At 70.2% G+C, this 23,530-nt stretch carries 22 protein-coding genes; 11 read left to right on the forward strand and 11 right to left on the reverse strand.

Annotated features, from left to right (window positions below; translation table 11 throughout):
- Positions 1 to 31: 31 nt before the first annotated feature.
- Positions 32 to 1,207, reverse strand: coding sequence for an ROK family transcriptional regulator (locus AB0A90_RS21880; RefSeq protein WP_357250793.1), 1,176 nt, complete (start codon positions 1,205 to 1,207; stop codon positions 32 to 34).
- A 169-nt stretch (positions 1,208 to 1,376) separates the two neighbouring features.
- Here AB0A90_RS21880 and AB0A90_RS21885 point away from each other — a divergent pair, with 169 nt between their 5' ends.
- The 4 genes from AB0A90_RS21885 (at position 1,377) to AB0A90_RS21900 (ending at position 4,696) form a co-directional block, all read left to right on the forward strand.
- Complete coding sequence (locus tag AB0A90_RS21885; RefSeq protein WP_357250796.1) at positions 1,377 to 2,831, forward strand: glycoside hydrolase family 3 N-terminal domain-containing protein; 1,455 nt, start codon at positions 1,377 to 1,379, stop codon at positions 2,829 to 2,831.
- Between the two features lie 131 nt (positions 2,832 to 2,962).
- On the forward strand, positions 2,963 to 3,544 hold the full coding sequence (locus AB0A90_RS21890) for a hypothetical protein (RefSeq protein ID WP_357250799.1): 582 nt from the start codon (positions 2,963 to 2,965) through the stop codon (positions 3,542 to 3,544).
- Positions 3,541 to 4,035, forward strand: coding sequence for a DCC1-like thiol-disulfide oxidoreductase family protein (locus AB0A90_RS21895; protein WP_357250803.1), 495 nt, complete (start codon positions 3,541 to 3,543; stop codon positions 4,033 to 4,035). The genes AB0A90_RS21890 and AB0A90_RS21895 overlap by 4 nt, the downstream gene beginning before the upstream one ends.
- A complete protein-coding gene (locus AB0A90_RS21900) occupies positions 3,998 to 4,696 on the forward strand; it encodes a TetR family transcriptional regulator (protein WP_357250806.1) in 699 nt (232 codons plus the stop codon). Before AB0A90_RS21895 ends, AB0A90_RS21900 begins: the two co-directional genes overlap by 38 nt.
- A 218-nt stretch (positions 4,697 to 4,914) precedes the next feature.
- Here AB0A90_RS21900 and AB0A90_RS21905 read toward each other — a convergent pair whose 3' ends face one another.
- Positions 4,915 to 5,577, reverse strand: a complete 663-nt coding sequence (locus AB0A90_RS21905; protein WP_357250921.1) for a GNAT family N-acetyltransferase — start codon at positions 5,575 to 5,577, stop codon at positions 4,915 to 4,917.
- Positions 5,578 to 5,741: 164 nt separating this feature from the next.
- Between AB0A90_RS21905 and AB0A90_RS21910 the strand changes: the two genes are divergently transcribed.
- On the forward strand, positions 5,742 to 5,936 hold the full coding sequence (locus tag AB0A90_RS21910; RefSeq protein ID WP_357250809.1) for a DNA repair protein: 195 nt from the start codon (positions 5,742 to 5,744) through the stop codon (positions 5,934 to 5,936).
- Between the two features lie 158 nt (positions 5,937 to 6,094).
- On the forward strand, positions 6,095 to 6,613 hold the full coding sequence (locus AB0A90_RS21915) for a hypothetical protein (RefSeq protein WP_357250812.1): 519 nt from the start codon (positions 6,095 to 6,097) through the stop codon (positions 6,611 to 6,613).
- Positions 6,614 to 6,623: 10 nt separating this feature from the next.
- On the opposite strand, the gene AB0A90_RS21920 is transcribed toward AB0A90_RS21915, so the two are convergent.
- Entirely contained in the window at positions 6,624 to 7,352 is a 729-nt protein-coding gene (locus AB0A90_RS21920) for a Clp protease N-terminal domain-containing protein (RefSeq protein ID WP_357250815.1), read from the reverse strand.
- Positions 7,353 to 7,493: 141 nt separating this feature from the next.
- On the opposite strand from AB0A90_RS21920, the gene AB0A90_RS21925 reads away from it, so the two are divergent.
- Complete coding sequence (locus tag AB0A90_RS21925; RefSeq protein WP_357250923.1) at positions 7,494 to 8,309, forward strand: DUF72 domain-containing protein; 816 nt, start codon at positions 7,494 to 7,496, stop codon at positions 8,307 to 8,309.
- Positions 8,310 to 8,318: 9 nt separating this feature from the next.
- Here AB0A90_RS21925 and AB0A90_RS21930 read toward each other — a convergent pair whose 3' ends face one another.
- On the reverse strand, positions 8,319 to 10,154 hold the full coding sequence (locus AB0A90_RS21930) for a glycoside hydrolase family 15 protein (RefSeq protein ID WP_357250818.1): 1,836 nt from the start codon (positions 10,152 to 10,154) through the stop codon (positions 8,319 to 8,321).
- 153 nt (positions 10,155 to 10,307) lie between these two features.
- On the opposite strand from AB0A90_RS21930, the gene AB0A90_RS21935 reads away from it, so the two are divergent.
- Positions 10,308 to 10,733 carry a VOC family protein gene (locus tag AB0A90_RS21935; RefSeq protein WP_357250820.1) on the forward strand — a complete coding sequence of 142 codons (426 nt, stop codon included), beginning with the start codon at positions 10,308 to 10,310 and terminating at the stop codon, positions 10,731 to 10,733.
- A gap of 10 nt (positions 10,734 to 10,743) precedes the next feature.
- On the opposite strand, the gene AB0A90_RS21940 is transcribed toward AB0A90_RS21935, so the two are convergent.
- The 3 genes from AB0A90_RS21940 to AB0A90_RS21950 form a co-directional block, all read right to left on the reverse strand.
- Positions 10,744 to 11,976 carry an FUSC family protein gene (locus AB0A90_RS21940; RefSeq protein ID WP_357250823.1) on the reverse strand — a complete coding sequence of 411 codons (1,233 nt, stop codon included), beginning with the start codon at positions 11,974 to 11,976 and terminating at the stop codon, positions 10,744 to 10,746.
- A 57-nt stretch (positions 11,977 to 12,033) separates the two neighbouring features.
- Positions 12,034 to 12,330 carry a DUF6582 domain-containing protein gene (locus AB0A90_RS21945; RefSeq protein ID WP_357250826.1) on the reverse strand — a complete coding sequence of 99 codons (297 nt, stop codon included), beginning with the start codon at positions 12,328 to 12,330 and terminating at the stop codon, positions 12,034 to 12,036.
- Positions 12,331 to 12,463: 133 nt separating this feature from the next.
- Positions 12,464 to 14,683: a peptidase M6 immune inhibitor A gene (locus tag AB0A90_RS21950; protein ID WP_357250829.1), complete on the reverse strand. Its 2,220-nt coding sequence runs from the start codon at positions 14,681 to 14,683 to the stop codon at positions 12,464 to 12,466.
- A gap of 335 nt (positions 14,684 to 15,018) precedes the next feature.
- Here AB0A90_RS21950 and AB0A90_RS21955 point away from each other — a divergent pair, with 335 nt between their 5' ends.
- The gene (locus AB0A90_RS21955) at positions 15,019 to 16,224 is read left to right on the forward strand and encodes a DUF1996 domain-containing protein (protein ID WP_357250832.1); all 1,206 of its coding nucleotides are present in this window, start codon (positions 15,019 to 15,021) and stop codon (positions 16,222 to 16,224) included.
- Between the two features lie 44 nt (positions 16,225 to 16,268).
- On the opposite strand, the gene AB0A90_RS21960 is transcribed toward AB0A90_RS21955, so the two are convergent.
- The 3 genes from AB0A90_RS21960 to AB0A90_RS21970 all read right to left on the reverse strand — a co-directional run bounded on the left by AB0A90_RS21960 (position 16,269) and on the right by AB0A90_RS21970 (position 20,652).
- Positions 16,269 to 18,968: an RICIN domain-containing protein gene (locus AB0A90_RS21960; protein WP_357250835.1), complete on the reverse strand. Its 2,700-nt coding sequence runs from the start codon at positions 18,966 to 18,968 to the stop codon at positions 16,269 to 16,271.
- Positions 18,969 to 19,277: 309 nt separating this feature from the next.
- The gene (locus tag AB0A90_RS21965; protein ID WP_357250838.1) at positions 19,278 to 20,192 is read right to left on the reverse strand and encodes an alpha/beta hydrolase; all 915 of its coding nucleotides are present in this window, start codon (positions 20,190 to 20,192) and stop codon (positions 19,278 to 19,280) included.
- Complete coding sequence (locus AB0A90_RS21970; protein ID WP_357250841.1) at positions 20,185 to 20,652, reverse strand: hypothetical protein; 468 nt, start codon at positions 20,650 to 20,652, stop codon at positions 20,185 to 20,187. Before AB0A90_RS21970 ends, AB0A90_RS21965 begins: the two co-directional genes overlap by 8 nt.
- A 226-nt stretch (positions 20,653 to 20,878) precedes the next feature.
- On the opposite strand from AB0A90_RS21970, the gene AB0A90_RS21975 reads away from it, so the two are divergent.
- On the forward strand, positions 20,879 to 21,133 hold the full coding sequence (locus AB0A90_RS21975) for a type II toxin-antitoxin system prevent-host-death family antitoxin (protein WP_357250844.1): 255 nt from the start codon (positions 20,879 to 20,881) through the stop codon (positions 21,131 to 21,133).
- Positions 21,130 to 21,504, forward strand: a complete 375-nt coding sequence (locus AB0A90_RS21980; protein WP_357250847.1) for a type II toxin-antitoxin system VapC family toxin — start codon at positions 21,130 to 21,132, stop codon at positions 21,502 to 21,504. The genes AB0A90_RS21975 and AB0A90_RS21980 overlap by 4 nt, the downstream gene beginning before the upstream one ends.
- A gap of 236 nt (positions 21,505 to 21,740) precedes the next feature.
- On the opposite strand, the gene AB0A90_RS21985 is transcribed toward AB0A90_RS21980, so the two are convergent.
- Positions 21,741 to 23,120, reverse strand: a complete 1,380-nt coding sequence (locus tag AB0A90_RS21985) for a gluconolaconase (RefSeq protein ID WP_357250850.1) — start codon at positions 23,118 to 23,120, stop codon at positions 21,741 to 21,743.
- Between the last annotated feature and the right edge of the window lie 410 nt (positions 23,121 to 23,530).

Below are 23,530 nucleotides of genomic sequence, written 5' to 3' on the forward strand. Positions count from 1 at the left end.
AATATTCCTTCACATGACCGGCGCAGCGGGCTCAGCCGACGGTGGAGCCGAACACCTCGTCGCGCACGGCGTCCAGGGCGGTGCGCAGCGCGCCGTGCAGGATCGGCTCCTCGGTCAGCCCGGTCGGCACCACCCGCGGCCGGACCAGGGTGATCGCGGCGACCTCGTGCTGCACCCGCTCGGCGAGCGCGGCACCGCCGGCCTGGCCCACGTCACCGGCGAGCACGACCAACGGCGGGTCGAGGACCACGCAGGTGCTCGCCACGCCGAGCGCGAGCCGGCGGGCCAGCTCGTCGAGCATCGGGCCACCGTCGGCGCCGGCCGCTACGGCCGCGCGCACCGCCTCGGCGGCGTCGGTGTCCGGATAACCGTGCTCGCGGGCCACCGCGCGGACCGAATCCGCACCGACGAGCTGCTGGAAGGCGGGCTTGGCGCGGCGGGAGACGTCGCGTGGGATGGGCGCGCCGGGTACCGGCAGGTAGCCGATCTCACCTGCCGCTCCGCTGCTGCCGTGGTGCAGCCGCCCACCCAGCATGATCGCCAGGCCCACGCCGGCGCCCACCCAGACCAGGACGAAGTCCGCCAGCCCCTGCGCGGCGCCGGACTGCGCCTCGGCCACCGCGGCCAGGTTGACGTCGTTCTCGAAGACCACCGGAGTGTGCAGGTCCTCCCGCAGGGCGGCGAGCAGGCCGCTGTGCCAGCGCGGCAGGTTGAAGGCGAAGGTGATGTCGCCGGTGCCGGGGTCGACCAGGCCCGGGGTGCCGAGCACGATCCGCCGTACGCTGCTGAGCTGCGCGTGGGCGCTGCTGGCCGCCTGCACCACGGCGTTGTGCACGACACCCACCGGGTCGTCGGTGTCCCGGGTCGACTGCTCCACCCGGCCGATGACCGCGCCGGTGATGTCGGCACACGCGGCCACCACCCGGTCCGGCCCGACGTCCACGCCGACCACGTGCGCACTGCCGGGGCTGACCGCGTAGAGCTGAGCGTTCGGCCCCCGCCCGCCGGCCTGCTCACCGACCCGCGTGACGAGGCCACGCTCCTCCAACCGCTCGACCAACTGCGAGGCGGTGACCTTCGACAGCCCGGTCAGCTCGCCGAGCCGGGCCCTCGTCAGCGGGCCGCGTTCGAGGAGCAGCTCCAGTGCCGCACGGTCGTTGAGCGCCCGCAACAGGCGGGGGGTGCCGGGCAGCCGGGTCGCACTCATGACACGTCCTCTAGTTTTAGTAAACTTTGCTAACTGTAAACCTACCTGCGAACGGGTAGCCGTAGCGTATCGGCCACCCGGAGGCGGGACGCTCCGCCGATTCGGCAGGGCGGACACCACCACCGGTACGACGTTTCGTACCCGCTGGGGCACCGAAGGGGGAGATCACGTGGGGCTGGATCCAGGACTGCGCCGGTTGGCGCTGGGCACGTTGCTCGCCGCGTACCCGGGACCGGTCCCGCCGGACTGGGCTGTCGACCTGCTGGCCGACGGGCTGGCCGGGCACACCCTGTTCGGCACCAACGTGCACGACCCCGCCCAGGTGGCGGCGAGCACCGCCGCGTTGCGCTCCGGCCGGCCGGACGCGCTGATCGCCATCGACGAGGAGGGCGGTGACGTGACCCGGCTGGCGCATGCCACCGGCAGCCCGTACCCCGGAAACGCCGCCCTCGGCGCGATCGGCGACGTGGCGCTCACCCGACGCGTCTACCGGTCGATCGGCGCCGAGCTGGCCGCGCTCGGCATCACCGTCAACCTCGCCCCGACGGTGGACGTCAACACCGCCGACGAGAACCCGGTGATCGGCACCCGATCCTTCGGCGCGGACCCGGTGCGGGTGGCCGCCCACTCGGCCGCCGCCGTGACCGGGTTGCAGGCCGCCGGCGTGGCCGCCTGCGCGAAGCACTTCCCCGGGCACGGCGCCACCGTCACCGACTCACACCACGAACTGCCCACCGTGGACGCGCCGTTGAGCCTGCTCCGCCAACGGGACCTGCCGCCGTTCGGGGCGGTCATCGCCGCCGGGGCACGCGCCGTGATGACCGCGCACATCCGGGTGCCGTCGCTGACCGGCGCCGATCCGGCCACCTTCAGCCGGGCCGTCCTGGTCGACCTGCTCCGCACCGACCTCGGCTTCACCGGCGCCGTCATCACCGACGCGCTGGAGATGAAGGGTGCCGCAGTGGCCGCCGGCGGGGTCGGCCCGGCCGCGGTCCGCGCCCTGGCGGCCGGCGCCGACCTGCTGTGCATCGGCGCGCGGGTCGACGCCGAGCTGGTCGAGCGGGTGGCCGCCGAGATCGTCGACGCCCTCACCGACGGTCGGCTGGCGACCGCCCGGGTCGAGCAGGCCGCCGGCCGCGCCGCCGAGCTCGCCGCCTGGACCCGGGCCGCCGCCGGGCCGCCGGCAGCCGGGGACACCGAGCTGGGGTACGCGGCGGCGCGTCGCGCCGTCCGGGTGGACGGGGTGCTCACCGGCCTGGACCGACCGCTTGTGGTGCAGTTGCACACCGAGTCGACGATCGCCGAGGGTCGGGTGCCGTGGGGTCTCGGTCCCCACCTCGACGGCGTGCCGGAGATTCGCGTGATCGCCACCGAGACCGACCCGGCGACGTTGCGCGGGTTGGCCGGTGACCGACCCATCGTGCTGGTGGGGCGGCACCTGCACCGGCTACCCGGTGGCCCGGAGCTGGTCGCCGGGCTGGCCGCCGAGCATTCGGTGACCGTGGTGGAGATGGGGTGGCCGGCGCAGTGGCGCCCGGCGGGCGTACGCGCCTTCGTCACCACCTACGGCGCGAGCCACGCCAACGGCCGCGCGGCGGCCGAGGCTCTCGGACTGGCCGGCTGAGCCGCGGCGTTCTCCGGCCGGGCCCCCGAGGCTCGGCCGGACGACGCGCTCCCGCGCCAGAGTTTCCACAGTCACGTGTCGCCCGTTCTTGAACATGTTCAATATTCACCCTAGGCTGACGACGTCGGTAGTTGAACACGTTCAAGAAGGGCGTCCGCATGGACATCAAGGTCTGGATGTACGTGGTCTACCTCGCGGTCAGCGTCGGGCTGACCATCTGGGTGGCTCGGGCACTGTCGCGCAACGGGCTGGTCTTCCTGGAGGAGGTGTTCGCCGAGGAACGAGTCGCCAAAGCGGTCAACAGCCTCCTGGTCGTCGGCTTCTATCTGCTCAACCTCGGCTACGTCACGGTGGCGATGAGGCACTCCGACCCGGTGGTTTCCACGGCCCAGGCCATGGAGGAACTGTCCCTCAAGGTCGGCCTGGTGCTGCTGGTGCTCGGCGCGCTGCACTTCTTCAACGTCTTCGCACTGGGCCGCTACCGCCGAACCCGCCTTCGCCAGCTCGCCACCCACCCCCCGATCGCCCCGATCGGCCGACTCCCCATGCAGCCCGCCCCAGCCGGATCACAGTTGGTCGGCGCGTACCCGGGCGGACCGCGGCCGCCCGGCGCACACCCGGCCGGACCCCAGCCCGGCCCGCAACCGGCCGGACCACACCCGGCCGGACCGCAGCCCGGCGCTGGGCCGGCGAACAACCCGCCGACCCGATGACCGAGACACCGACCGGTGGCGTCGGTCGACTCCCGGATCCCACCGCCCACTCCGGCGGTGGGATCCGGGGGTTCACCGTCCTGTTCGACGCGGCCTGCCCGCTCTGCCGCGCCGCCCGCCGCTGGTTGACCTCCCGCGCCCAACTCGTACCCCTGGAGTTCGTGCCGGCCGGATCGGTCGAGGCCCGGCGGCGCTTTCCCGGCCTGGACCACGACGCGACGCTGCGCGACCTCACCGTGATCGCCGACACCGGTGAGGTGTACGCGGGCGACGGCGCCTGGTTCGCCTGCCTGTGGGCGTTGGCCGACCACCGGTCCATGGCCGAGCGACTGGCCCGACCGCACCTGCTGCCCCTCGCCCGACAGGCGGTGGCCGCCGCCTCGGCGATCCGGGAGCGGGTCCGCGACCCGGGGGACGAGCCGACAAACGACCTGGCGGGATACGGTGACCTCGATGACCGAGCAGCCTGCGCAGACGACCACTGCGGGTGACCCAGCCACCGCCCGAGGCGAGCAGACCCGGCAGCTGATCCGGGACACCGCGATGCGGCTGTTCCGCGAGCGCGGTTACGCCCAGACCACCATGCGGGCGATCGCGCAGGAGGCCGGCGTGGCGGTCGGCAACGCCTACTACTACTTCGGTTCCAAGGACCACCTGATCCAGGAGTTCTACGCCCAGTCCCAGGTCACACACCGGGCGGCCGCACAGCCCGTACTCGATCGGGAGGAGGCGTTCGGCGCCCGGCTGGCCGGAGTGCTGCACGCGGGGATCGACGTGTTGACGCCGTCGCACGGCTTCGCGGCGACCTTCTTCAAGACGGCGGCCGAGCCCACCTCGCCGCTGAGTCCCTTCTCGGCGGAGTCCTCCGGCCCCCGACAGGCGGCCATCGAGCTCTTCGGCGAGGTGTTGACGGGCTCGACGGCCAAGGTCGACGCCGAGCTTCGCCCCCAACTGCCCGAGTTGCTCTGGCTCGCGTACATGGGCGTGATCCTCTACTGGGTCCACGATCGATCACCGGGCCAGACCAAGACCCGGCAGCTGATCGACGGGGCCGTACCACTGATCGACCGGCTCGTGGCGCTGTCCCGGCTCCGGGTCCTCCGACCGGTGACCCGACAGGTGCTCGACCTGATCCGCACGCTCCGTCACTGACCCGGCCTGCACTCGCCGATCACCGTAGGAGCAGGTCAAGTCCACTTTTCGACACTCCGAACTGACAGCATCAACCTTGCCCTGAGCCGGTTAGATACGTAGCGTGATCGACGCGTACCGACCCGACACCTGTCGGTACGTCCGGAACCGGGGCCTGGGGGGAGGTTGCGGACCGTGGATCCGGCCCGGGATCCACGGTCCGCGAGCGCCCGCGCGAGTCAGCGCGGATAGACCCCGTACGCCCGCCAGCCGCGATCCGGGAAGCCGGCCGCGTCGGCGACCCGGGCCGAAGCGAGATTGTCGCGCTCGTGCAGGTAGGTCGGCACCGCTCCCTCGTCGAGGACCCGTCGCGCCGCCTGCGCAACGAGTCGGCGGGCAAGGCCGTGCCCCCGAGCCACCGGCGCGGTGCCCACGGCCAACTCGTGCCCGTACGCGTCGTGCCGCTTGATCCCGGCACCGGCCAGGTAGGCACCATCCGGATCGCGGACCACCAGCACCGGCCGGTCGAAGAGCCGCAGCCAGGGCGGCAGCCCGGGTGCCGTCGGCGGGGTCCACTCCCCCACGTCGGGAAGCGGCGCGGGGGACACACTCCACCGGAAGGGACCGTCGTGCACGCACCAGTCGGGCAGCCCCACGGCCTGCGGCAGCGCGGCGAGGAACCGGTCCGGAGTACGCCGGATCAGGGCACGGATCGCCGCCACCCGGTCCGGCGCCACGGAGAGCACACCGCTGCGCCCGGTGTCCACGGCGAGCGCGGGGCGCAACCTGCCGTCCCAGGCCGGTGCGGCCCGTCGGCGCGAGGCGACCACGTGCAGCCCCGCGCCGGCCGGCCACTGACCGAGCCAGGTGGCCAGGTGCAGTTGGACCCGCCGGTCGAGCATGCCCACCTCCCCGTCGGTCCAGTCGTCGTGGATCACCGTACGCCGGGCTGGCCCGGCCGGGCGGACGATCCCGCAGGGCCGGGCGGGGCACGATGATCAGGCAGAGCGATCGACCGTCATATGTATTTTCTTAGCTGGACACCTTTCTTTGGGACGGTGAACGCATGCCGATTCAGCCGAGCGACCACTACCAGCAGGACCCCGAGCGACTCTGGCAGGCGGCGGAAGCCATCAAGAGCAGTCCTTACCAGCCGCGCTACCGGAAACCCCGCACGGTCGGCGGCGGAGCCCTGTCGTGGGCCGGATTGAACAAGCTGCCCGTTGGCAGCTTCAGTCGGCACCGCCTGAACACGCACTGACGCACCACCCCTCACCCACCGGGTGGGTGGCACCCAAGGGCAGCCTCTGACGTTCGCCCGGGGCGACACACCGGGGAGGTCCAGCGAGGGCTTTCGCACACCTGTCGGGTAATTTCTTGTGGTCCGCCATCCGGCCTACGACAGGAGAAGCTCCGCGCATGGGCAAGAAGACGATCCACGTCTCCGACTTCACCGGCACGGTTCTGCAGCAGGACGACGAGGTGGTCCGCGTCGTGGTGCTGGAGCACCCGGACCTGGTCGCCGGGCCCGTGCAGTTGGACGCCACCCCGGGTGAGGTGGAGAACATCGACGACGCCGCCTTGGACGTGGCGGTGGTGGAGATCCACGACCGGCATGGCGGTGGCGAGCCGCGTCGGGTGGTGTTGACGGCCAGCGAGTTCGACGCGATGGCCACCGACGTACCGATGGCGCAACTGTTGCGGACGGCCGAGCGGGTCCGCCCGCCGAAGGCCCGCAAGGGCGCCGAGAAGATCGACTACAGCACGCTTGAGCACGCCGGCAAGCCGCATCGGGGCCGGGTCACCGAGGAGGAGGCCCGACTGGTGCGCGAGCAGCTCGACGAGGTCAACAAGCGCCTCGCCGACGCGGGCGTGCGCCAGATCGACCCGACCGATCCGGAGCACGCCCTGCGTTACGGCTTCCCCGAGGCACCCTGACCCGAGGGCCTCACTTCGGTGCCGTGAAGGCGGCGAGCGCGGCGGCCAGGTCGGCCTCGACCGTCGCCTTGTCCAGGCCGAGACCGGTGAGCACGCCGGCGCCGTCCTCCTGCTCCAGCAGGGCCAGCAGGATGTGTTCGGTGCCGATGTAGTTGTGCCCGAGGCGCAGCGCCTCGCGGAAGGTCAGCTCCAAAGCCTTCCGGCCGCGTGCGTCGTACGGGATGAGGTCCGGGACCTGCTCGGCCGGCGGCGGCAGGAGGGCGGCGACCTTCTCCCGCACCACCTCGGCGGTGGCGCCCCGGCCGGCCATCACCTTGGCGGCCAGCCCGTCCGGCTCGGCCAGCAGGCCCAGCACCAGGTGCTCGGGGCGGATCTCGGCGCTTCCGCTGGCGCGGGCCTCCTCCTGCGAGGACATCACCACGTTGCGGGCCCGGGGGGTGAACCGCCCGAAGGATTCGTTCGGGTCGAGGGTCGGCCCGTCGGTGGCCTTCGGCACGAAGCGCTTCTGGGCGGCCTGCTTGGTGACGCCCATGCTGCGGCCGATGTCGGTCCAGGAGGCGCCCGAGCGGCGAGCCTGGTCGACGAAGTGCCCGATCAGGTGGTCGGCGACCTCGCCGAGGTGGTCGGCGGCGATGACCGCGTCGGTGAGCTGGTCGAGCGCGTCGGTGTGTGCCCTCTTGATGGCCTGGATCAGGTCGTCGAGCTTGACGGTGTTGCTCATCTGGAGAGGATCTGTCATGCGTCAACCATAGGTTGACGGTCCGGTCGCGTCAACCTTGAGTTGACGATGTCCGGCGGGTGGCGGGCGAGGCGCCCCGATACGGTGGGCTCCGGTCGAAGCACGGGAAGGGCGGACATGCGTCTGCACGTGGGGTGCGCGATGTGGAGCCACCGGTCGTGGCCGGGACACCAACTGCCACCTGCGGAGCGCCTGCGGCACTACGCCAGCTGGTGTGACGCCGTGGAGGGCAACACGACGTTCTACGCGACCCCGGCCCGGGACACCGTGGCGTCGTGGGCCGCGCAGACGGACCCCGACTTCCGGTTCGTCCTCAAGCTTCCGAAGGTCATCACCCACGAACGTCGGCTCACCGCCGTCGGCGAACCGCTGCGCGCCTTCCTGGACGCGATCGAGCCGCTCGGCCCGCGCGTACACGCCCTCTGGATCCAGCTACCCGGCTCGTTCGCCCCCGCCGACGTCCCGACCCTGCGCCGCTTCCTGGGTCAACTCCCGCCGTCGCACCGGTACGCGGTGGAGGTCCGCCACCCCGCGTTCTTCACCGACGCCGACGCGGCCCGGCTGCTGGAGGCGACCCTCGCCGTCGCGTCCGCCGAGTGGATCCCCTTCGACACGACAGCCTTCTTCGCGAGCCCACCCAGCAGCGACGCCGAACGGGACGCCTGGACCAAGAAGCCCCGCGTGCCGCTCCGCTCGCTCGCGCTGACCGACCGGCCGATCGTCCGCTACCTCGGCCGGGACGACCCGACCCGCACGGTCGAGGGGTGGCAGCGCTGGATCGACGTCACCGTGGCCTGGCTGCGGGAGGGACGCTCGCCGACGATGTTCCTGCACACCCCGGACAACGCCGACGCGCCCGTACTCGCCCGCCGGTTCCACGACGAGGTCCGCGCACGCGTGCCCGAGTTGGACCCGCTGCCCGAGCCGATACCTGTCGAACCGTTGACGCTGTTCTGACCGGGTGGGTCAGCACTGCTCCTTGTCGAGCAGGTCGTCGAGGTGGGCAGCCGTGCTGATCAGCGAGAGGTGACTGAACGCCTGCGGGAAGTTGCCGATCTGCTCGCCGGTCGGGGCGATCTCCTCGGAGTAGAGGCCCAGCGGGCTGGCGTAGGTGAGCATCTTCTCGAAGGTCAACCGGGCGTCGTCGACCCGCCCGGCCAGCGCGAGGGCCTCCACGTACCAGAAGGTGCACATGTTGAAGGTGCCCTCGGTGCCGGCGAGGCCGTCCGGCGAGGCCTTCGGGTCGTAGCGGTAGACCAGGCTGTCGGAGACCAGGCCGGCGTCCATCGCCCGCAGCGTCGACTCCCACATCGGGTCGGTCGCCGAGATGAAGTTCAGGCCGGGCATCGACAGAAGCGAGGCGTCCAGGATGTCGGACCCGTAGTGCTGCACGAACGCGCCGCACTGCGGGTCGAAGCCACGGGTCATGACCTGCTCGTAGATGGCGTCCCGTTCGGCGGCCCAGCGGGCGGTGTCGCCGGGGCGCCCGCGGCGGTGCGCGATGCGGATGGCACGGTCGAGCGCGACCCAGGACAGCACCCGCCCGTAGGTGAAGTCCTGCCGGCCGGACCGGGTCTCCCAGATGCCGTCCTCGGGTTGGTCCCAGTGCTCGCAGAGCCAGTCCATCATCCCGGCCGTCTTCCGCCACCCCTGGTACGGCGCGATCAGCCCGTTCCGGTCCGCGAGCTCCAACGAGACGAGCGCCTCGCCGTAGATGTCGAGTTGCAGTTGGCCGGCCGCGCCGTTACCGATCCGCACCGGCGCCGAACACCGGTATCCCTCCAGGTGACCCAACACCTCCTCGGGGAGGTCGGGTGAACCGTCGATGCGGTACATGACCTGGAGGGGCAGGTTGGCGTCCCGGGCCTCGCGGATGCGCTCGTTCAGCCAGAACAGATACCTCTGGGCCTCGTCGGTGAAGCCCAGGCGCAGCAACGCGTGCACGGAGAAGGACGCGTCCCGGATCCAGGTGTAGCGGTAGTCCCAGTTCCGCTGCCCGCCGATCTGCTCCGGCAGCCCGGCGGTGGGTGCCGCGACCAGGGCGCCGGTCGGCGCGTACGTCATCAGCTTGAGCGTCATCGCCGACCGCTCGACCACCTCCCGCCACCGACCCTTGTACCGGGAGCTGCCCACCCACCGCCGCCAGTAGTCGCGGGTCTGGGCGAGCAGGTCGCACGCCTCGTCGGTGCTCATCGCGCGGGGCGCGTGCGGACAGGCCGTCTCCAGGACGACCCCGCCGATGTCGCCCGCGCGCAGGGTGAACGACGCGGACACGCCCTCGGCGTCGCGCCGGACTCCCACCGCCTCGAATGTTCGTTCCGATTCCTTGAAGGGAGTGAGGGTGAGGGTGAGGGTCGGACTCCGGAACACGTCACCCTCGGGGTGCACCTCGAGCTCGTACGGGTCGCGCCCGTAGTTGAACCGGGGACGGCAGTCGAAGCGGAACCGCATGCTTCCCCGGACCATCCGTACCAGCCGGATCAGCCGGTGCCGGTCGGTGGCCTGTTCACCGGTGACGGGCATGAAGTCCAACAGCTCGCCCACGCCGTCGGCGCTGTGGAAGCGGGTGATCAGGATCGGCGTACCGGGCAGGTAGAGCTGCTTGCTCGTGTAGTCGACGCCGTCGGGCGTGAGCCGGAAGTGGCCGCCCTTGTCATGGTCGAGCAGCGCACCGAAGATGCTCGGTGAGTCGAAACGGGGCGCGCAGAACCAGTCGATGGCACCGTCTGCGCTGATCAGCGCGGCGGTCTGCAGGTCACCGATCAGGCCGTGCGCCTCGATCGCCGGATACCTCGCATCCACGCTGTCCCCCGCCGTCGTGATGGCAACGGCGGCGACTACCCGGGAGGCGGCGGGCTACACGCGACTTCTCCGAACCCGCCGACCATTGCGGAAGCGAATCTTCCGCAATCGCCGATAGCGTCGTGTGCAACGACATCGACGGAGGGAAAGCTGATGAGCCTGCGAGGATTCGCCACACTCAACATCTGGGCCGACGACGTGGAGGCGGCCACCGCCTGGTACGCCGAGTTCCTCGGCGTCGAGGCGTACTTCATGCGCCCCGGGCCGGACGGACGCCCGGCCTACACCGAGTTCCGGATCGGCGACTACCAGGCGGAGCTGGGCATCCTCGACCGCAAGTTCGCGCCGCCCGGGGCCGCGACGGGACCCGGCGGCGTGCTCATGCACTGGTACGTCGACGATCTCGACGCCACCGTCGAGCGACTGCTGGCGTTGGGTGCCAAGGAGTACCAGCCGATCACCCCGCACGGCGACGAGGGGTTCATCACCGCCTCGGTCGTCGACCCGTTCGGCAACGTGCTGGGTGTCATGAAGAACCCGCACTACGAGGAGATCCTGGCCTCGCTCAAGCCGGCCTGACCCGGACGGCTCACGGGCGAGCGCCGCGTTCCGGCCAATCCCACCCGTCCCGGTCCGCCGTCTGCCGCACCTGCGCTGCCGCCGTGGTGGTGTCCAAGCCGCTGGCGATGAGCAGGTCGTGGGCAGCCGTGCGGAACTCACCCGCGGCGACCATTCCCGAGTAGCCCAGCCGGTGGGTGTGCGGGCGGGTGGGATCCGGGGCGGACTCCCCCTGCGCCTGTCCGATCAGTTCCACAGCGGTCAGAATCTGCCGGCGAGCCTCCTGCGGGTCCGCCCGCCCGGGGGTGGTGGTGCGTCTCAGCGTCTGCACACTGGTGGCCAGCAGGTCGATGGCCGCCGCGAACTCCGCAGGAATCGGCTCATCCTCCCGGAGAGCCTTGGTGAGTCTCCGCGCGACGGCCCGACAGCCGTAGAGACTGCGCTCAAGATGGTGGATGGCCTGGGTGTATCGGGCCAGGGACCGGCGTTCGCGCCACCGTAGTGGCGCCAGTCGCACCACCTCCTGGGCAGCCGCGAGCCCCTCGTCGAGCGCGGTCATCCGTGCTCCGAGAGTCCGCAACGCGTTCAGACTCTGCTCGGTGCCGCCAAGGTCCCGACGACGCAGGGCCGCGGCCAGGTCGTGCAGGGCGGCGATGGCCGGGTCGAGGACCGGTTCGGCCAGCCGCTGCACCGTCCGCTGCGGGTGGATGGGCACCAAGAGCAGGCCGACCGCCAGACCGACGAGCCCGCCGACCGCGGCGTCGACGAAGCGGGGGACGGACAGGTCACGCACGGGCGGTTCCAGGGTGGCGATGAGCACCGCGGTGCCGCCGGCCTGGGTGAGCAGGGATCCACCGCCCTTGAGCAACACGGCCACGATGATCGCCAGCACCACGACCACGCCGGTCTGCCAGGCGCCGATGCCGAACAGCGGCATGAGCGCGTCACCGACGGCGAGGCCCAGGATCACCCCGACCAGCAGCTCGACGGTACGTCGCAGGCGTGACCCCATCGAGGCGGCCACGATGCCAACCGCCGTGGTGGGCGCGAGGACCGGGGCCGGATTGTCCAGGAACTGATACCCCACGAACCAGGCGAGCGACGCCGCGACGCCGGCCTGCACGGCGAGCAGACCGAAGAGGCGGAACCGCCAGGCACGGGTACGTACGGCGTGGCGCACCCGTTCGCGGAGGCCGGCCACCGTTCGGGACGCCCCGCCCGACTCCGGGTCGAGGTGGGCTGCCGGCTCCTTCTCTGCGGGCACTCGCGCCGCTTACCCGCCGACGGCGGACCTACCCGCCGAATCGTGCGGGTGCGCCGGTCAGTGGGCGGGGTTCGGTGTGTGCGGGAGTTTGCCGAGCTGACGCCAGTTGGTCTCGGCGACCTCGACACCGTAGTGCTTGGCCGCGGCGAGGATGTTCTGGAAGGCCAGGTCCCGATCCTCGTCGGTGACGCCCTGCACCTGATCGAACCGGGCGATGGCGTTGCGGACGTGACCCGCGTCGGTCATCGGTTCCTTGCGTTCGCGGGGGAACGCGAAGACGGTCTCCGGCAGCTCGCGCTTGTCCTTGCTCGACAGCCCGCCGTGCTTCTCGTGGGGCTTCCAGGTCGACTTCATCACCCCGCATTACCCGCACGCTGTCCGCCAGCACCTCTCCGACCGAGAATTTCCGGTCCGGCCGACCCCGGCAGAGCGGGCGGGGCACCCACCGTCGACCTCGACGGCGGGTGCCCCGCGAGCTGGGTGGAGATCAGCTCAGTGAGCTGCTGCCCCCGGGCTGCACCACACCGTTCACGGTGAGTTGGTACGGCGCGTACTGCCGCACCTGCTCGGTCGGCTCGTCGTACGCCACCACGGCGACGACCTTCGGGAAGGCGTCCAGCACGGCCAGCTGAAGCTTGCCGATCGTGACCTCGGAGCGGCCGTTGGACTCGAACTGCCAGGCGATCGAGTGCTTCTCGTCGATGCCGACGAGCCGCAGGTTCCAGTTCTTGACCGGGGTCGGACGGATCTCGGTCGGCGAGTCGAACGGCGCCAGGCTGGTGCCGTCGCTGAGCGTCTTACCGCCGACGGTGATGTCGTCGAGCAGCAGGCCGCCCTCGTTGGTGCCGCCATCACTGACGTACTCGAAGCCGAGCAGCACGGTCTTCCCGGCGTACGCCGACAGGTCGTACGAGCGCGCCTCGAAGCCGCTGGTCGTACCGTTGAGCGCCGGGCCGCGCGGCCCGTCGACAGTCTTGTCACCGGGGATCGCCGTGTAGGTGGCACCGCCGTCCGTCGACACGGTGACGTAGCCGTAGTCGTAGCCGAGTTCCGCGCCGTACTTGGCCTGGAACCGCAGCGTCGGGTCGGTGGTCGGCACGGCGACGGAGGTGACGGCCGTCGAGTCGAGGCTGTTGGCGTTGCCGGAGAAGAGCACCGCGTTGCCCGGCCGGTCCGGGTCCTGGGTGGTGGTCGTCCACGACAGCGGGAGGGCGGGCAGGGTCTTCGCGCCCTGGAACGTCACCGACCGCAGGTCGCGACCGCTGAGCACCTTGCCCTTGGCCGTGCCCAGTTGCACGTAGTCGGCGCCGTTCGGGGCGGCCCCCGGCGTGCCGTTGGCCGCCGTGCTGGCCAGGTTGACCGTGGAGCGCAGGCTCGGCGTGGTGACCCGGCTCTTGGCGACGCCGAGGGTGACGCCGAACTTCGACTCGCCGACGAGCTTGTCGAGCAGCGTCATCGACTGGAAGTCGTGGATGACCTGGTAGACGTCGTGGACCCCGACCGTCTCCAGCTCGGCGTCCAGGCTCGCGAGGCCCTGCCGGGCACCGTCGCGGTGCAGCCGGGACATGAAGTCGGCGCCGTAGCGGTCGTAGAGGAACAACATCAACGAGTACGCGCTGCCGTAGTCGGCGAGGACCGCGTTCGGGTTGGGGCTCTCGTCCCAGAGGGTGAGGGAGTTCTCCGGCCCACCGCAGTCGCGCGGGTTGGTGTTGTACGGCGTCTGGACCGTGCCGAACCCCTGGTAGCAGTAGAGGTGACCGTCGGCACCCCGGTCGAAGACCGTGGCCTTCGAGTCGCTGTACCCGGTCAGCGACATGGCGAAGTCGGAGAGGCCCTCGTTGATCCAGTTACCCTCGAAGGGGTCCGCGTAGTAGTGCGCGAGGTGCTGCCACTCGTGCGCGAACGTGCCCTCGTAGCTGTTCGGCCGCGCGCCCCGGCTGGTGCACAGGTCGGTGGTCGGCTCGTCCGGCGGGTTCGCCGTCATGCGGTGCAGCCAGTCGAACGCGTCGACGGTCATCACGTTGCGGTCGAGCAGCTCGTTGAACTGGGCGGAGAAGAACCCGGCGATGTACGTCGGCGCGGCCGGGAACGTGTAGTAGTTGTCGTCCCGCACGTTGTCCACGAGCGTGACGGTCTTGTTGCCGGCGCCGGTGTAGACCCCGCCATTGCCGTTGGCGTCCGGCCCGATCTGGGCGTTGCTGCCGTCCCGGTCCGGCGGGGTGCTGAAGGCGTTCGTCTCCTTCGGGTACATGTTCGTGTCGAACTCGTCGACCAGGTGCTTCACCTGCGCGTCGGTGATCTGCGTCGACGACGGCACCTGCGTCCGGCAGTCACCGGCCGGGAACGCCAGGTCGTTGGCGACCCAGACCTCGATGTGCTCACCGACCGCCCGCAGTGTGTAGTCCTTGCGGTAGACCGAGCCCTGGACGTCGTCGAGGCCGAGCCACTGACGGACCGTACCGACCGCCGGCGTCTCCACCGACTGCGCCTGCTTCCGCGCGCCCGTGCGCGGCTGGTACCGCGAGGGCGTCTCGATCGGCCGGCCGTCCAGCGTGAAGTCCTTCCGGGTGAGCTCACGCATGTCACTCCGCGGGGCGACCTTCGGCGCGACGGCTTCCGCCGACGCCGGCGACGTCGCGGTCACGACGGTGAGAGCCGGTAGGACGAGGACAGCGGCGAGCGCCCCAACCATGCGGGTGCGTGCCATGGAACCTCCTTCGGGTGTGCAACCCGGTTCCCGTGAGGTCGGTCGGGTGTCGACCGCTCACGATGATCAGTTGAACCGGGGACACGGTAGCCCGAGGCAACCTTCACGTTCGACCGATCGGGAAAGCGATACATCTCACCGGCGGGAACGGTAATCCGCAACATTCGGCGGGACCGCGTCCGTGGCCAGGAACGACGCACTGACCTGTATGGACATTCAGGTCCGCGCATTTTAAGGAAAGTTTAAGAAAGTGTCGAGTACGGGCGGCGGGCACCTACCATTCGGCGGCCGTGGCCGTTCGGGTCAGCCGCATGTCGGCTCGTTGGGAGTGACAGGTGTCGTACGAGAGCCCGCCGCCGTCACGTCATCGCCCTCCGGGGTGGCCGGCCCGCAACAAGCTCGGCGTGGCCGCCGCAGCGGCGGTCCTACTCGTGGTCGCGGCCGGGGGCGTGTACCTCAGCAACGGCGGAGTGACGCCCGAGCCGTCGAACGCGGCCAACGCCCAGCAGTACCCGTCGCCGTCGGCCGGGCAGCCACGGTCCGGCGCGGCAACGTCGGACTCCGCGCCGCCGACCGTGTCCACGTCCCCGTCGACCGCCGCGACCCCGTCGACCAGCGCGACCCCGTCGACCGCCGCCGCGCCGGCGATCCCCGCCACCGGCTGGATTCCCGTCGACCGCGCGGCCTGGAAGGCGCAGGCCGACGCGTACCAGGCGTTGGCGATCGACCCGGTCCCGGCCGGTGTGGGCAACCTCCCGGAGTTCCGCGCGGACTGCCAGTACAGCCACCGGTTGCCGGATGACCCGATCGTCGCTCCCGGCCTACCGGGCGCCTCACACATGCACTCCTTCGTCGGCAACAAGGCCGTCGACGCGAACACCGTCGCCGGCGACCTGACGAAGTTCACGGCCACCTCCTGCAAGCCGGTACAGGACCACTCCGCCTACTGGGTGCCCACGCTCTACGACAACGCGACGGGCAAGCCGGTCGAGACCACGGGCTTCCGGGTCTACTACCGATCGCTCGCCAAGAACTCGACGGGCCAGATGCCGATGCCGAACGGCCTGCGCATGATCTCCGGCGACGCCAAGAAGAAGAAGCCGACACCGCGCGGCGCGACCGGGCAGTTCTACTGCGCCTTCTACGGCCCGGGGGACCTCGACGGCGTCGCCCGCAGCACCAACGGCAACTGGCCCATCTGCGGTGGGGACGCGACGCTGCACTTCATGATGCAGTTCCCCGACTGCTGGGACGGCAAGCACCTGGACAGCCCCAACCACAAGGACCATGTGGCGTACGGCAGCGGCAACGCCTGCCCGCCCAGCCATCCGGTCCGGATCCCGGCGATCACCTTCGACATCCGGTACCCGGCGAAGGGCACCCCGGCGGGCTACTACCTCTCCTCCGACAAGGAGGGCAAGAGCGCCTCGTCGATGCACGGCGACGCGTTCGTGATGTGGGATGTCGCCACCATGAACAAGCGCACCAAGAACTGTGTCCTCAGCCGCCGGACCTGCGACAACTACGGATACCAGAAATAGCCCGGGGCCAGGCCCGTGTCGGCCTGGCCCCGGGGTCTGGTCGGTCAGCTACGCAGCGTCCACCGCTGGTTCGCGCCGCCGTTGCACGACCAGAGGATCACCTTGGTGCCGTTGGCGGTGGCGGCGCCGTTGGCATCGAGGCAGAGCCCGGACTGGGCGTTCGTGATGGTGCCGTTGCTGTTGACGTTCCACTGCTGGTTCGTGCCGCCGTGGCAGTCCCAGATGATGACCGCGGTGCCGTTGGCCGTGCCGGCCCCGGACGCGTCCAGGCACTTGTTGCCGTACACGGTCAGCTGCTTGCTGGCGGTCTGGGTCCAGCGCTGGTTGGCGCCGGTGGAGCAGTCCCAGAGTTGCGCCTGGGTGCCGTTGGTGGTCGAGGAGTTGGGCACCTCGACACAGCGGCCGGACTGGCCACCCACGAGCTGCCCGGCCCCCGTGCCGCCGCCGCCCTGCTGTTGCCGGACGATGAAGGTCGACTCCGCCGACCGGTTGCCCTGTGCGTCGACGACGTAGAGCCGGTACTCGCCCTGCGTCGTCGGCACGGCGATCGAGGTGGCGTTGCCGGCCGCCCTGGTCATCGTCGCCCCGGCGGTGAAGGTGGTCGTGCCGGACGGCGCCAGCCAGACCGACTTGGTGGCGTCACCGGTGCTGCGGATCGGGATCGACGCCGTGGCACTGGTGACGAACGTGCTGGCCGGCAGGACGTAGTTCGGCGCGGAGAAGGTGCTCGCCGGGACGATGTCCCGGTACGCGTCCTCCAGGCCGGAATTCGCCGCGATGCTGTACGCCGCCGCGGGCCAGACATAGTCGGAGGAGACGAGGATGTCGGCGACCGTGCTGTTCGGCAGGTTCTTGTTCGAGACCTTGTTGATCGGGCCGTAGATCTGCGTGATGCTCAGATCGTGCTTCCGGCCGAAGTCGTCGGAATTGATCATCCAGGTGACGTTCTTGTCGATGCTCAGGACGTTGTCACGGAAGGTGATGAACGCCGATCCCTCGTCCGGGTGGAGGCCGTACTTGTGGCCCGACGGCACGCCCTGGAGGTAGTTGTTGGTGATCATCGTCCCCGGCTGGCTGCCGAGCGTGTAGATCGGGGCCGTGTCACTGAGACGCTGCACCGTGTCGATGATGTGGTTGTAGCTGATGTTGTTGTTTCGGGCCGTCGTGGTGGGCCGGTTGGGCACGATCGAGCCCGACGATCCGTCGAAGTTCCACCAGCCCCAACCCATCGTGATACCCGACCACGTGGTCTTCTCGATCCGGTTGCGCTGGATGGTGAGGGTGTCGGCGAAGTACGCCGAGATGGGGCTGTGCCCGTTGAACAGGACGGCACTGTCGTAGAGGTAGTTGTTCTTGATGTCGATGTTCTTCGGCAGCCCCTCGACCTGCGCGGAGAACTTCTCGCGGTTGGTCGACGTGCCGTCTCCGATGTAGACGTGCTGCGGATGGCCCACGGTGATCGCGGAGCCGGCGATGTCGTTCGTGTGGTTGCCGATCAACTGCGTGCCCTGCACGTCGTTGATCATGTTGATCCCGTCGGCGCCGGTGTGCTGGATCCGGTTGCGTTGCAGCAGGATCCCGTCGGCGTTCTGGATCTGGATGATGCCGGGCGTCACGTCCACGTTCCGGTAGTAGTAGACGTGGAAGTTGCCCTTGGCGTACACCTGGGCACCGAGGTTGCCCTGCTGCGCCTGCTTGAAGGACGAGCCGGCGACGTTGAACAGGTTCCAGTCGGAGTGCTGCACCGTCAGCCCGGAGAACGTGATGTTGCGCGCGTGGCTGCTGGTCGAGGTGCCGGCGACGCGCAGCAGGTTGGTGACGTTGTTCGGCGCGTAGACAGTCGCGGTCGACATGTTGTCGGCGCTGGCCTTGTAGTAGTAGACCGTCTTGGTGCCCTTGTCGAAGTAGAACTCGCCGGGCGCGTCCAGGAACTCGTACGCGTTCATGAGCTTGTGGGTGCCACCCACCTGGGCGTTGCCGTTGAACGAGCCCTGGGCGATCGCCGCACCCGGCTGCTGGAACAGGGCGACCCGGTTCGCGCCGTCGGAACTCGTGGTCACCTGGCGGACGCCCACGATGGCCGTGGTCCAGGTCGTGCCCGTCTCGATCTCGATGTCGTCCTGGTTGCGGGGAACGGCGGGGAAATCATTCAGGCTGTATTTGGCGCCATCGCACTGCGATCCCGACTCCCAGGCCCACGCGGCCTGGTTGGCCGTGATGGTGTACGTCCCGTAACAGCCCCCCGAGCTGATCGTCTTGGACGCCATGACGGCACGCTTGTCGTTGACGTACAGCGCACGCAGCTTGTTGGCGCGGTCCAGCGGCGCCTTCCAGATGTTGCCGCTGTGCTGGGTCCACCCGGTCACCTGGACACCACCGTCGAGGACCGGCTTCTCACCCGGGTAGGCGCCGTAGCTGATCCGGAATCCGTTGGTGCCCGAGTCACTCGTGCCGAATTCGACGGTGCTGCTGATCGGATAACTCCCACCACGCAGCAACACGCTGATGTCACCGGTCATGTTCGTGTTCACCGTACGGACGACATCCCGCGCGCGTTGCAGCGTCTTGAATGGGGATTCGATCGTCCCCGCGTTGGCGTCGTTGCCGTCCGGGGCGACATAGTAGGTCGCCTGAACCGCGGCCGCGGCCGGCAGCTGATTCGTCAGCACGGCCGGCACTGCGGCCGAGACGAACACCGCGAGCGCCAACAATGACGTTCGAGCGGTGGAAATTGCTGATTTCACGTGCTGTTCCTTTCACTTGCCGTCGACGGGATGCCGAATGTGGGTATCGAGCGACGAGCACGGAACAGCGACGCCACTAAGGACTGGCGGAGGGGTGCTGTTGCCCGACCGCACTCTTTTTCCAATCGCTACGAAGCTCTCCCCCGGACTGTATGTCGAACGTGTGACGACTGCAACAGTCAATTAAGAGTGGTCAATGCGCAAAGGCGCTCGTACCGGGCAGAACGCCCGACCCCCGCCCCACGCCCCACTGGCATCGTCCGATGAATCCGCGGCTGCGCCGCACGCGCGACGGCCGAGTCTCCCGGCTCAGCCGTGAGCTGCCTCGTGCAGGAAGTCGGTGACGATGGCGGCGAGCTCCGCCGGGCGTTCGGCGACCATCGCGTGGCTGGCGCCGGCCAACGGCAGCACCCGCAGGTGTGGGCCGTCCACAGTGGCAAGCCGTTCCAGGGTGGCCCGGCGGTAGGCCACGTACACCTCGTGAAACGGTTCCTGCTCGGGTAGGTCCTCGGTGGCGAGGACGAGCAGCAGGGGGCACCGGGCATCCCGGTAGGCGGGGACCAGGTCGAGGGACTCCATCGCTTCCCGCAACTGTCCGGTCACCGTCGGATCGGGGCGCAGCCGGTAACGGCCGTCGTCACCCGGCACGAGGTTCCGTTCGAAGGCGGCCACCCAGTCCGCCGGATCGGCGCCGTACCGCAGGGCCATCGCCCGCTGCCCGGCCAGCGCCGCGGCCAACTGTTCGGCGGTGAGCGGCTCGGCCAGCATCGCGGCCATCCCGTCGAAGGCCGCCCGCAGTTTGGCGAGCGCCGCTGCCGCCTGCCCCGGGTCCATCCCGGCGAGGTGCTCCGGGCGACTCGGCGGAGGATTTCCGTCCAGGCTGACGACACCTGGGCACTCCGGGTGACGCTGCGCCCAGAGGGCGGCCAGCATCCCACCGAGGGAAACCCCGACCACCGCGGGGCGGTCGAGACCGAGGCCGTCGGCGACGGCGGCCAGGTCGTCGAGCACCTCGTCCCACCGCCACGGGCCGTCGCCGGACCGCCCGTGGCCGCGCAGGTCGACGGTGACCACCCGGTACGCCTGCCGCAACTCCTCGGCCAGCGTCGTCAGCTGGGCGAGGTTGCCGCCCGCACCGTGCAGCAGCAACAGCGAGGGTCCCGGTCCACCGAGGTCGCGGTACGCGATCGGCACGCCGCCTGAGCTGAGGAGGGAATCAGGCATGTCGGGTTCCTTCCCGGAGTAGTCGGTCGCGGACGGCGGCGGACAGCACACCGCCCTCGGGATGGCGGGCGAGTTTGCCGCGGGCGGCCAGGTCGTGGACCCCCTGGCGGGTGATGCCGAGCATGGCGCCGGCCACCGCGTACGACACCGATTCGGCGGTGGGGTGGCCCACCCGTCGCGCGACGATCTGGCCGAGCGGGGTGCGCCACCAGTCGAGGGGCGGGTGGAACGGGGCGTCGCCGGGATAGAGCGTCGAGATCGCCCGGACGATCACGCCGTAGGCGGCCTGCTCGTCACCACCGACCATGGTGGCGGCCCAGGAGTGTGCCCGGTCCCGCACGACGGCCCGCAGCGAGTCGATCGCCGGGTCACCGTCGACCAGGATCTCCAGAGGATCGAGCAGCCGAACCTCGATCAACCTGAGGAGCTGCGCGACAAGTTCCGCATTAGCTGGTGGCACACCAATCCCCTTCGCTTGACGCCCATCGTCAAGCACTTGACAGGTCATGTCAAGCGTCAGCGGATGTCGTCCCGAATGCGGCCCACGTGGTGATCCATCGACCCTCGACCCTGCCCAGCGCGCCGACTCGGACGGCGTCCGGCGACCCGACCGCAGACAGCCAAGCTGCTGGCGCACACGGCCAAGCAGGCTAAACTAATCCCTTAGCTAAGCGAGGGGGTACGCCATGTCGGCTGAGGCCGTGCACTACAACATGCATGACGCCAAGACCCATCTGTCGCGCATCATCGAACGGGTGGAACACGGCGAGGAGATCATCATCGACCGGGCGGGCACCCCGGTGGCGAAGGTCGTACCGCTGGTTCGGCGGGCCAACCGCACCGCAGTCGGCTCCCTCGCCGGCCAACTCGACCTATCCGGCGACTGGGACTCACCAGAGACCAACGCCGAGATCGCCACCGACTTCGGCATCGGCGCATGACCCTGCTGCTGGACACTCACGTCGCGCTCTGGGCCATCACCGGCGACTCGACCCTCGGCGCTGAGTTCCTCGACCGACTGCGACACGAGCCGGACATCTTCCTCTCCCCGGTCACCCTGTGGGAGATCACCATCAAGCAGAGCGCGGGGAAACTCGGCGGACCCCCTGACCTCGCAGAGCGGGTAAGGGACATGGGCTTCCAGGAACTCCCGGTGACCCACGCCCACGCCATCGCCGCCGGTCGCCTGCCAGCGCACCACCGCGACCCCTTCGACCGCATGCTGGTGGCCCAAGCGATCACCGAGAGTCTGACCCTGGCCTCCCGCGACGCGTCGATAGCGCTGTACGACGTGGACGTCCTCAAGGTGTGATCGGACCGGCTCGGTGAGGGCTAGCCTCTTGGGTCATGCCCGACCCTGCGCCGCGTCCATTGCTGTTCCTCGACGTGGACGGCACCCTCATCCCGTTCGGCACACCCGCGGCGGATCAGCCGGACATGCCGCACAGTCACACCCAGGCACCAGCCCTACCGGCCGACACCGGGGCATCCGTTCCGCCCTACGTCGCTTCAGCGCCCGACCGGGCACGGGCACGGGCGAGTGCCGAATCACCCTCGGGGGGCGGTGAGCCGGTAGACGGCGCCCGCGAGATCGTCACTCACGTACAGCGCCCGATCGGGGCCCTGCACGGCCATGACCGGTCGGCCCCAGCGGGAGCCGTCCGGCGCCTGGAACCCGGTCAGCACGACCTGCTCCGGGCCGAGGGTGCCTGCGCGCGAGGGGAAGAATGACACCTGCGGAGCCCGCGGCGGTGTCCGGTTCCAGGAGCCGTGCACACCGACCAGGGCACCCGACCCGTAACCGCCCGGCAGGCCCGGCGACCCCGTGAAGCTCAGCCCCAGTGGGGCCGAGTGGGCGGCCAGGCCCTGCTCGACGGGGGGGAGCGCCGCGCAGTCGAGCTTGCCGCCGTCGGAGTTGTGCTGGACATCCCGGACGAATGGCCGTCGGGTGTAACTCAACGGCGAGTCCTTCGCGCCCAGCTCCACGTCGGGGTCCGGGTTGCAGTACGGCCAGCCGAGGTCGCGGCCCCGAGTCAGCCGGGCCAACGGTTCGAGCGGGTGGTCGTTCACGTACGCCTGGAGGGTGCGCCCCTGGTCGGCCGTGCCGTCGCCGTCGTAGTCGCGGTCCACCGGGTACGCCACGTTGTCCCGGTTGTTGACCGCCGTCCACACCGCACCGTCCGGGTCGACAGCGAGCCCGGTGCCGTTGCGGACGCCGCGGGCGAAGACCTCGGGCCGCCCACCGCCGGCCGACACCCGCAGCACGGCGGCCCGCTGCGGGACCGCGTCCCGGTCCTCGACCGACACGTTGCCTGTCGAACCGATCGAGACGTAGACCGCGCCGTCCCTGCCCACCGTCACGCTCTTGAGCGCATGGGCATAGGTGCCTCGCAGCTCGGGGCTCTTCGCGTCGGGCAGCCCCTCGACGACGACGCGCCGGTCCGACAGCACGCCGGTACGGTAGGTGAAGCTGTCGACCCGGTCGCTCTCGGCCACGTAGAGCGTGTCGCCCCGGAAGGCCAGCCCGTGCGGCTGGTTCAGCCCGCTGATCAGCGTCCCCCGGGTCGGCGCGGCGTCGTCCTTCCCCGGCACCAGCGCGAGCACATCGCCCGAGCGGGGGCGCGACACAAGCAGCCGACCGTCCGGCGTCCAGGCCAGCAGCCGCGCGCCGGGCACCCGGGCCCAGACGTCGACCTTCCAGCCGGGGGGCGCCTGCAACCGCCGGACCTGATCGAACGGATCGGTGTCGGTGCCGGCGAGCGCACGCACGGCCGTGTCGGCCAGCGCCGGACCGGCGGCCGGAGTGGAGCCGGAGGGCGACGGCACGGTCGTCCCGGACGGGACGGGGGCGGCCGGCCCGTTGGAGGAGCAGGCGGTCAGCGTGAGCGCCAGGCCGCCGGCCAGCGCCGCGTACACGGTCTTCTTCATCCGGTCAGCTATACCCCGTAGACCGGAGGCGAACATCGTCCGGCTCGCGGGCTGTCGACACCGAGGATGCTCGCCGGCGGAGCTGTCCGATCCCCGCCCGTCCCGGGATCATGAAAAAAAGCGGTTGTGGATCAGTCCTGTTCGAACGCGGCAAACCCGAGGCGGCCGGCATCACCGCTCCGCACGACGCGCTCATCGCCCCGTAGATTGCCACGACTTCCGGGCGACCAAAATGAGCTTCCGCGCTTTGTTTCCCCGATCGCGTGTCGTCGCTCATTCTTTGCATTAATCCCGGCGGCGCCTCCGGTCATGGGCCCAATAAGGCGCACCCACGCCGGCGAGGGAAGGTCTTCGACATGTCCGCTCAGGGCCTGACCGGTCCCGGCCCACGTGCGGCGGACATGGTGGGG

It is taken from the genome of Micromonospora sp. NPDC049204, assembly GCF_040647935.1.
In the GTDB taxonomy this organism is placed as follows: domain Bacteria; phylum Actinomycetota; class Actinomycetes; order Mycobacteriales; family Micromonosporaceae; genus Micromonospora.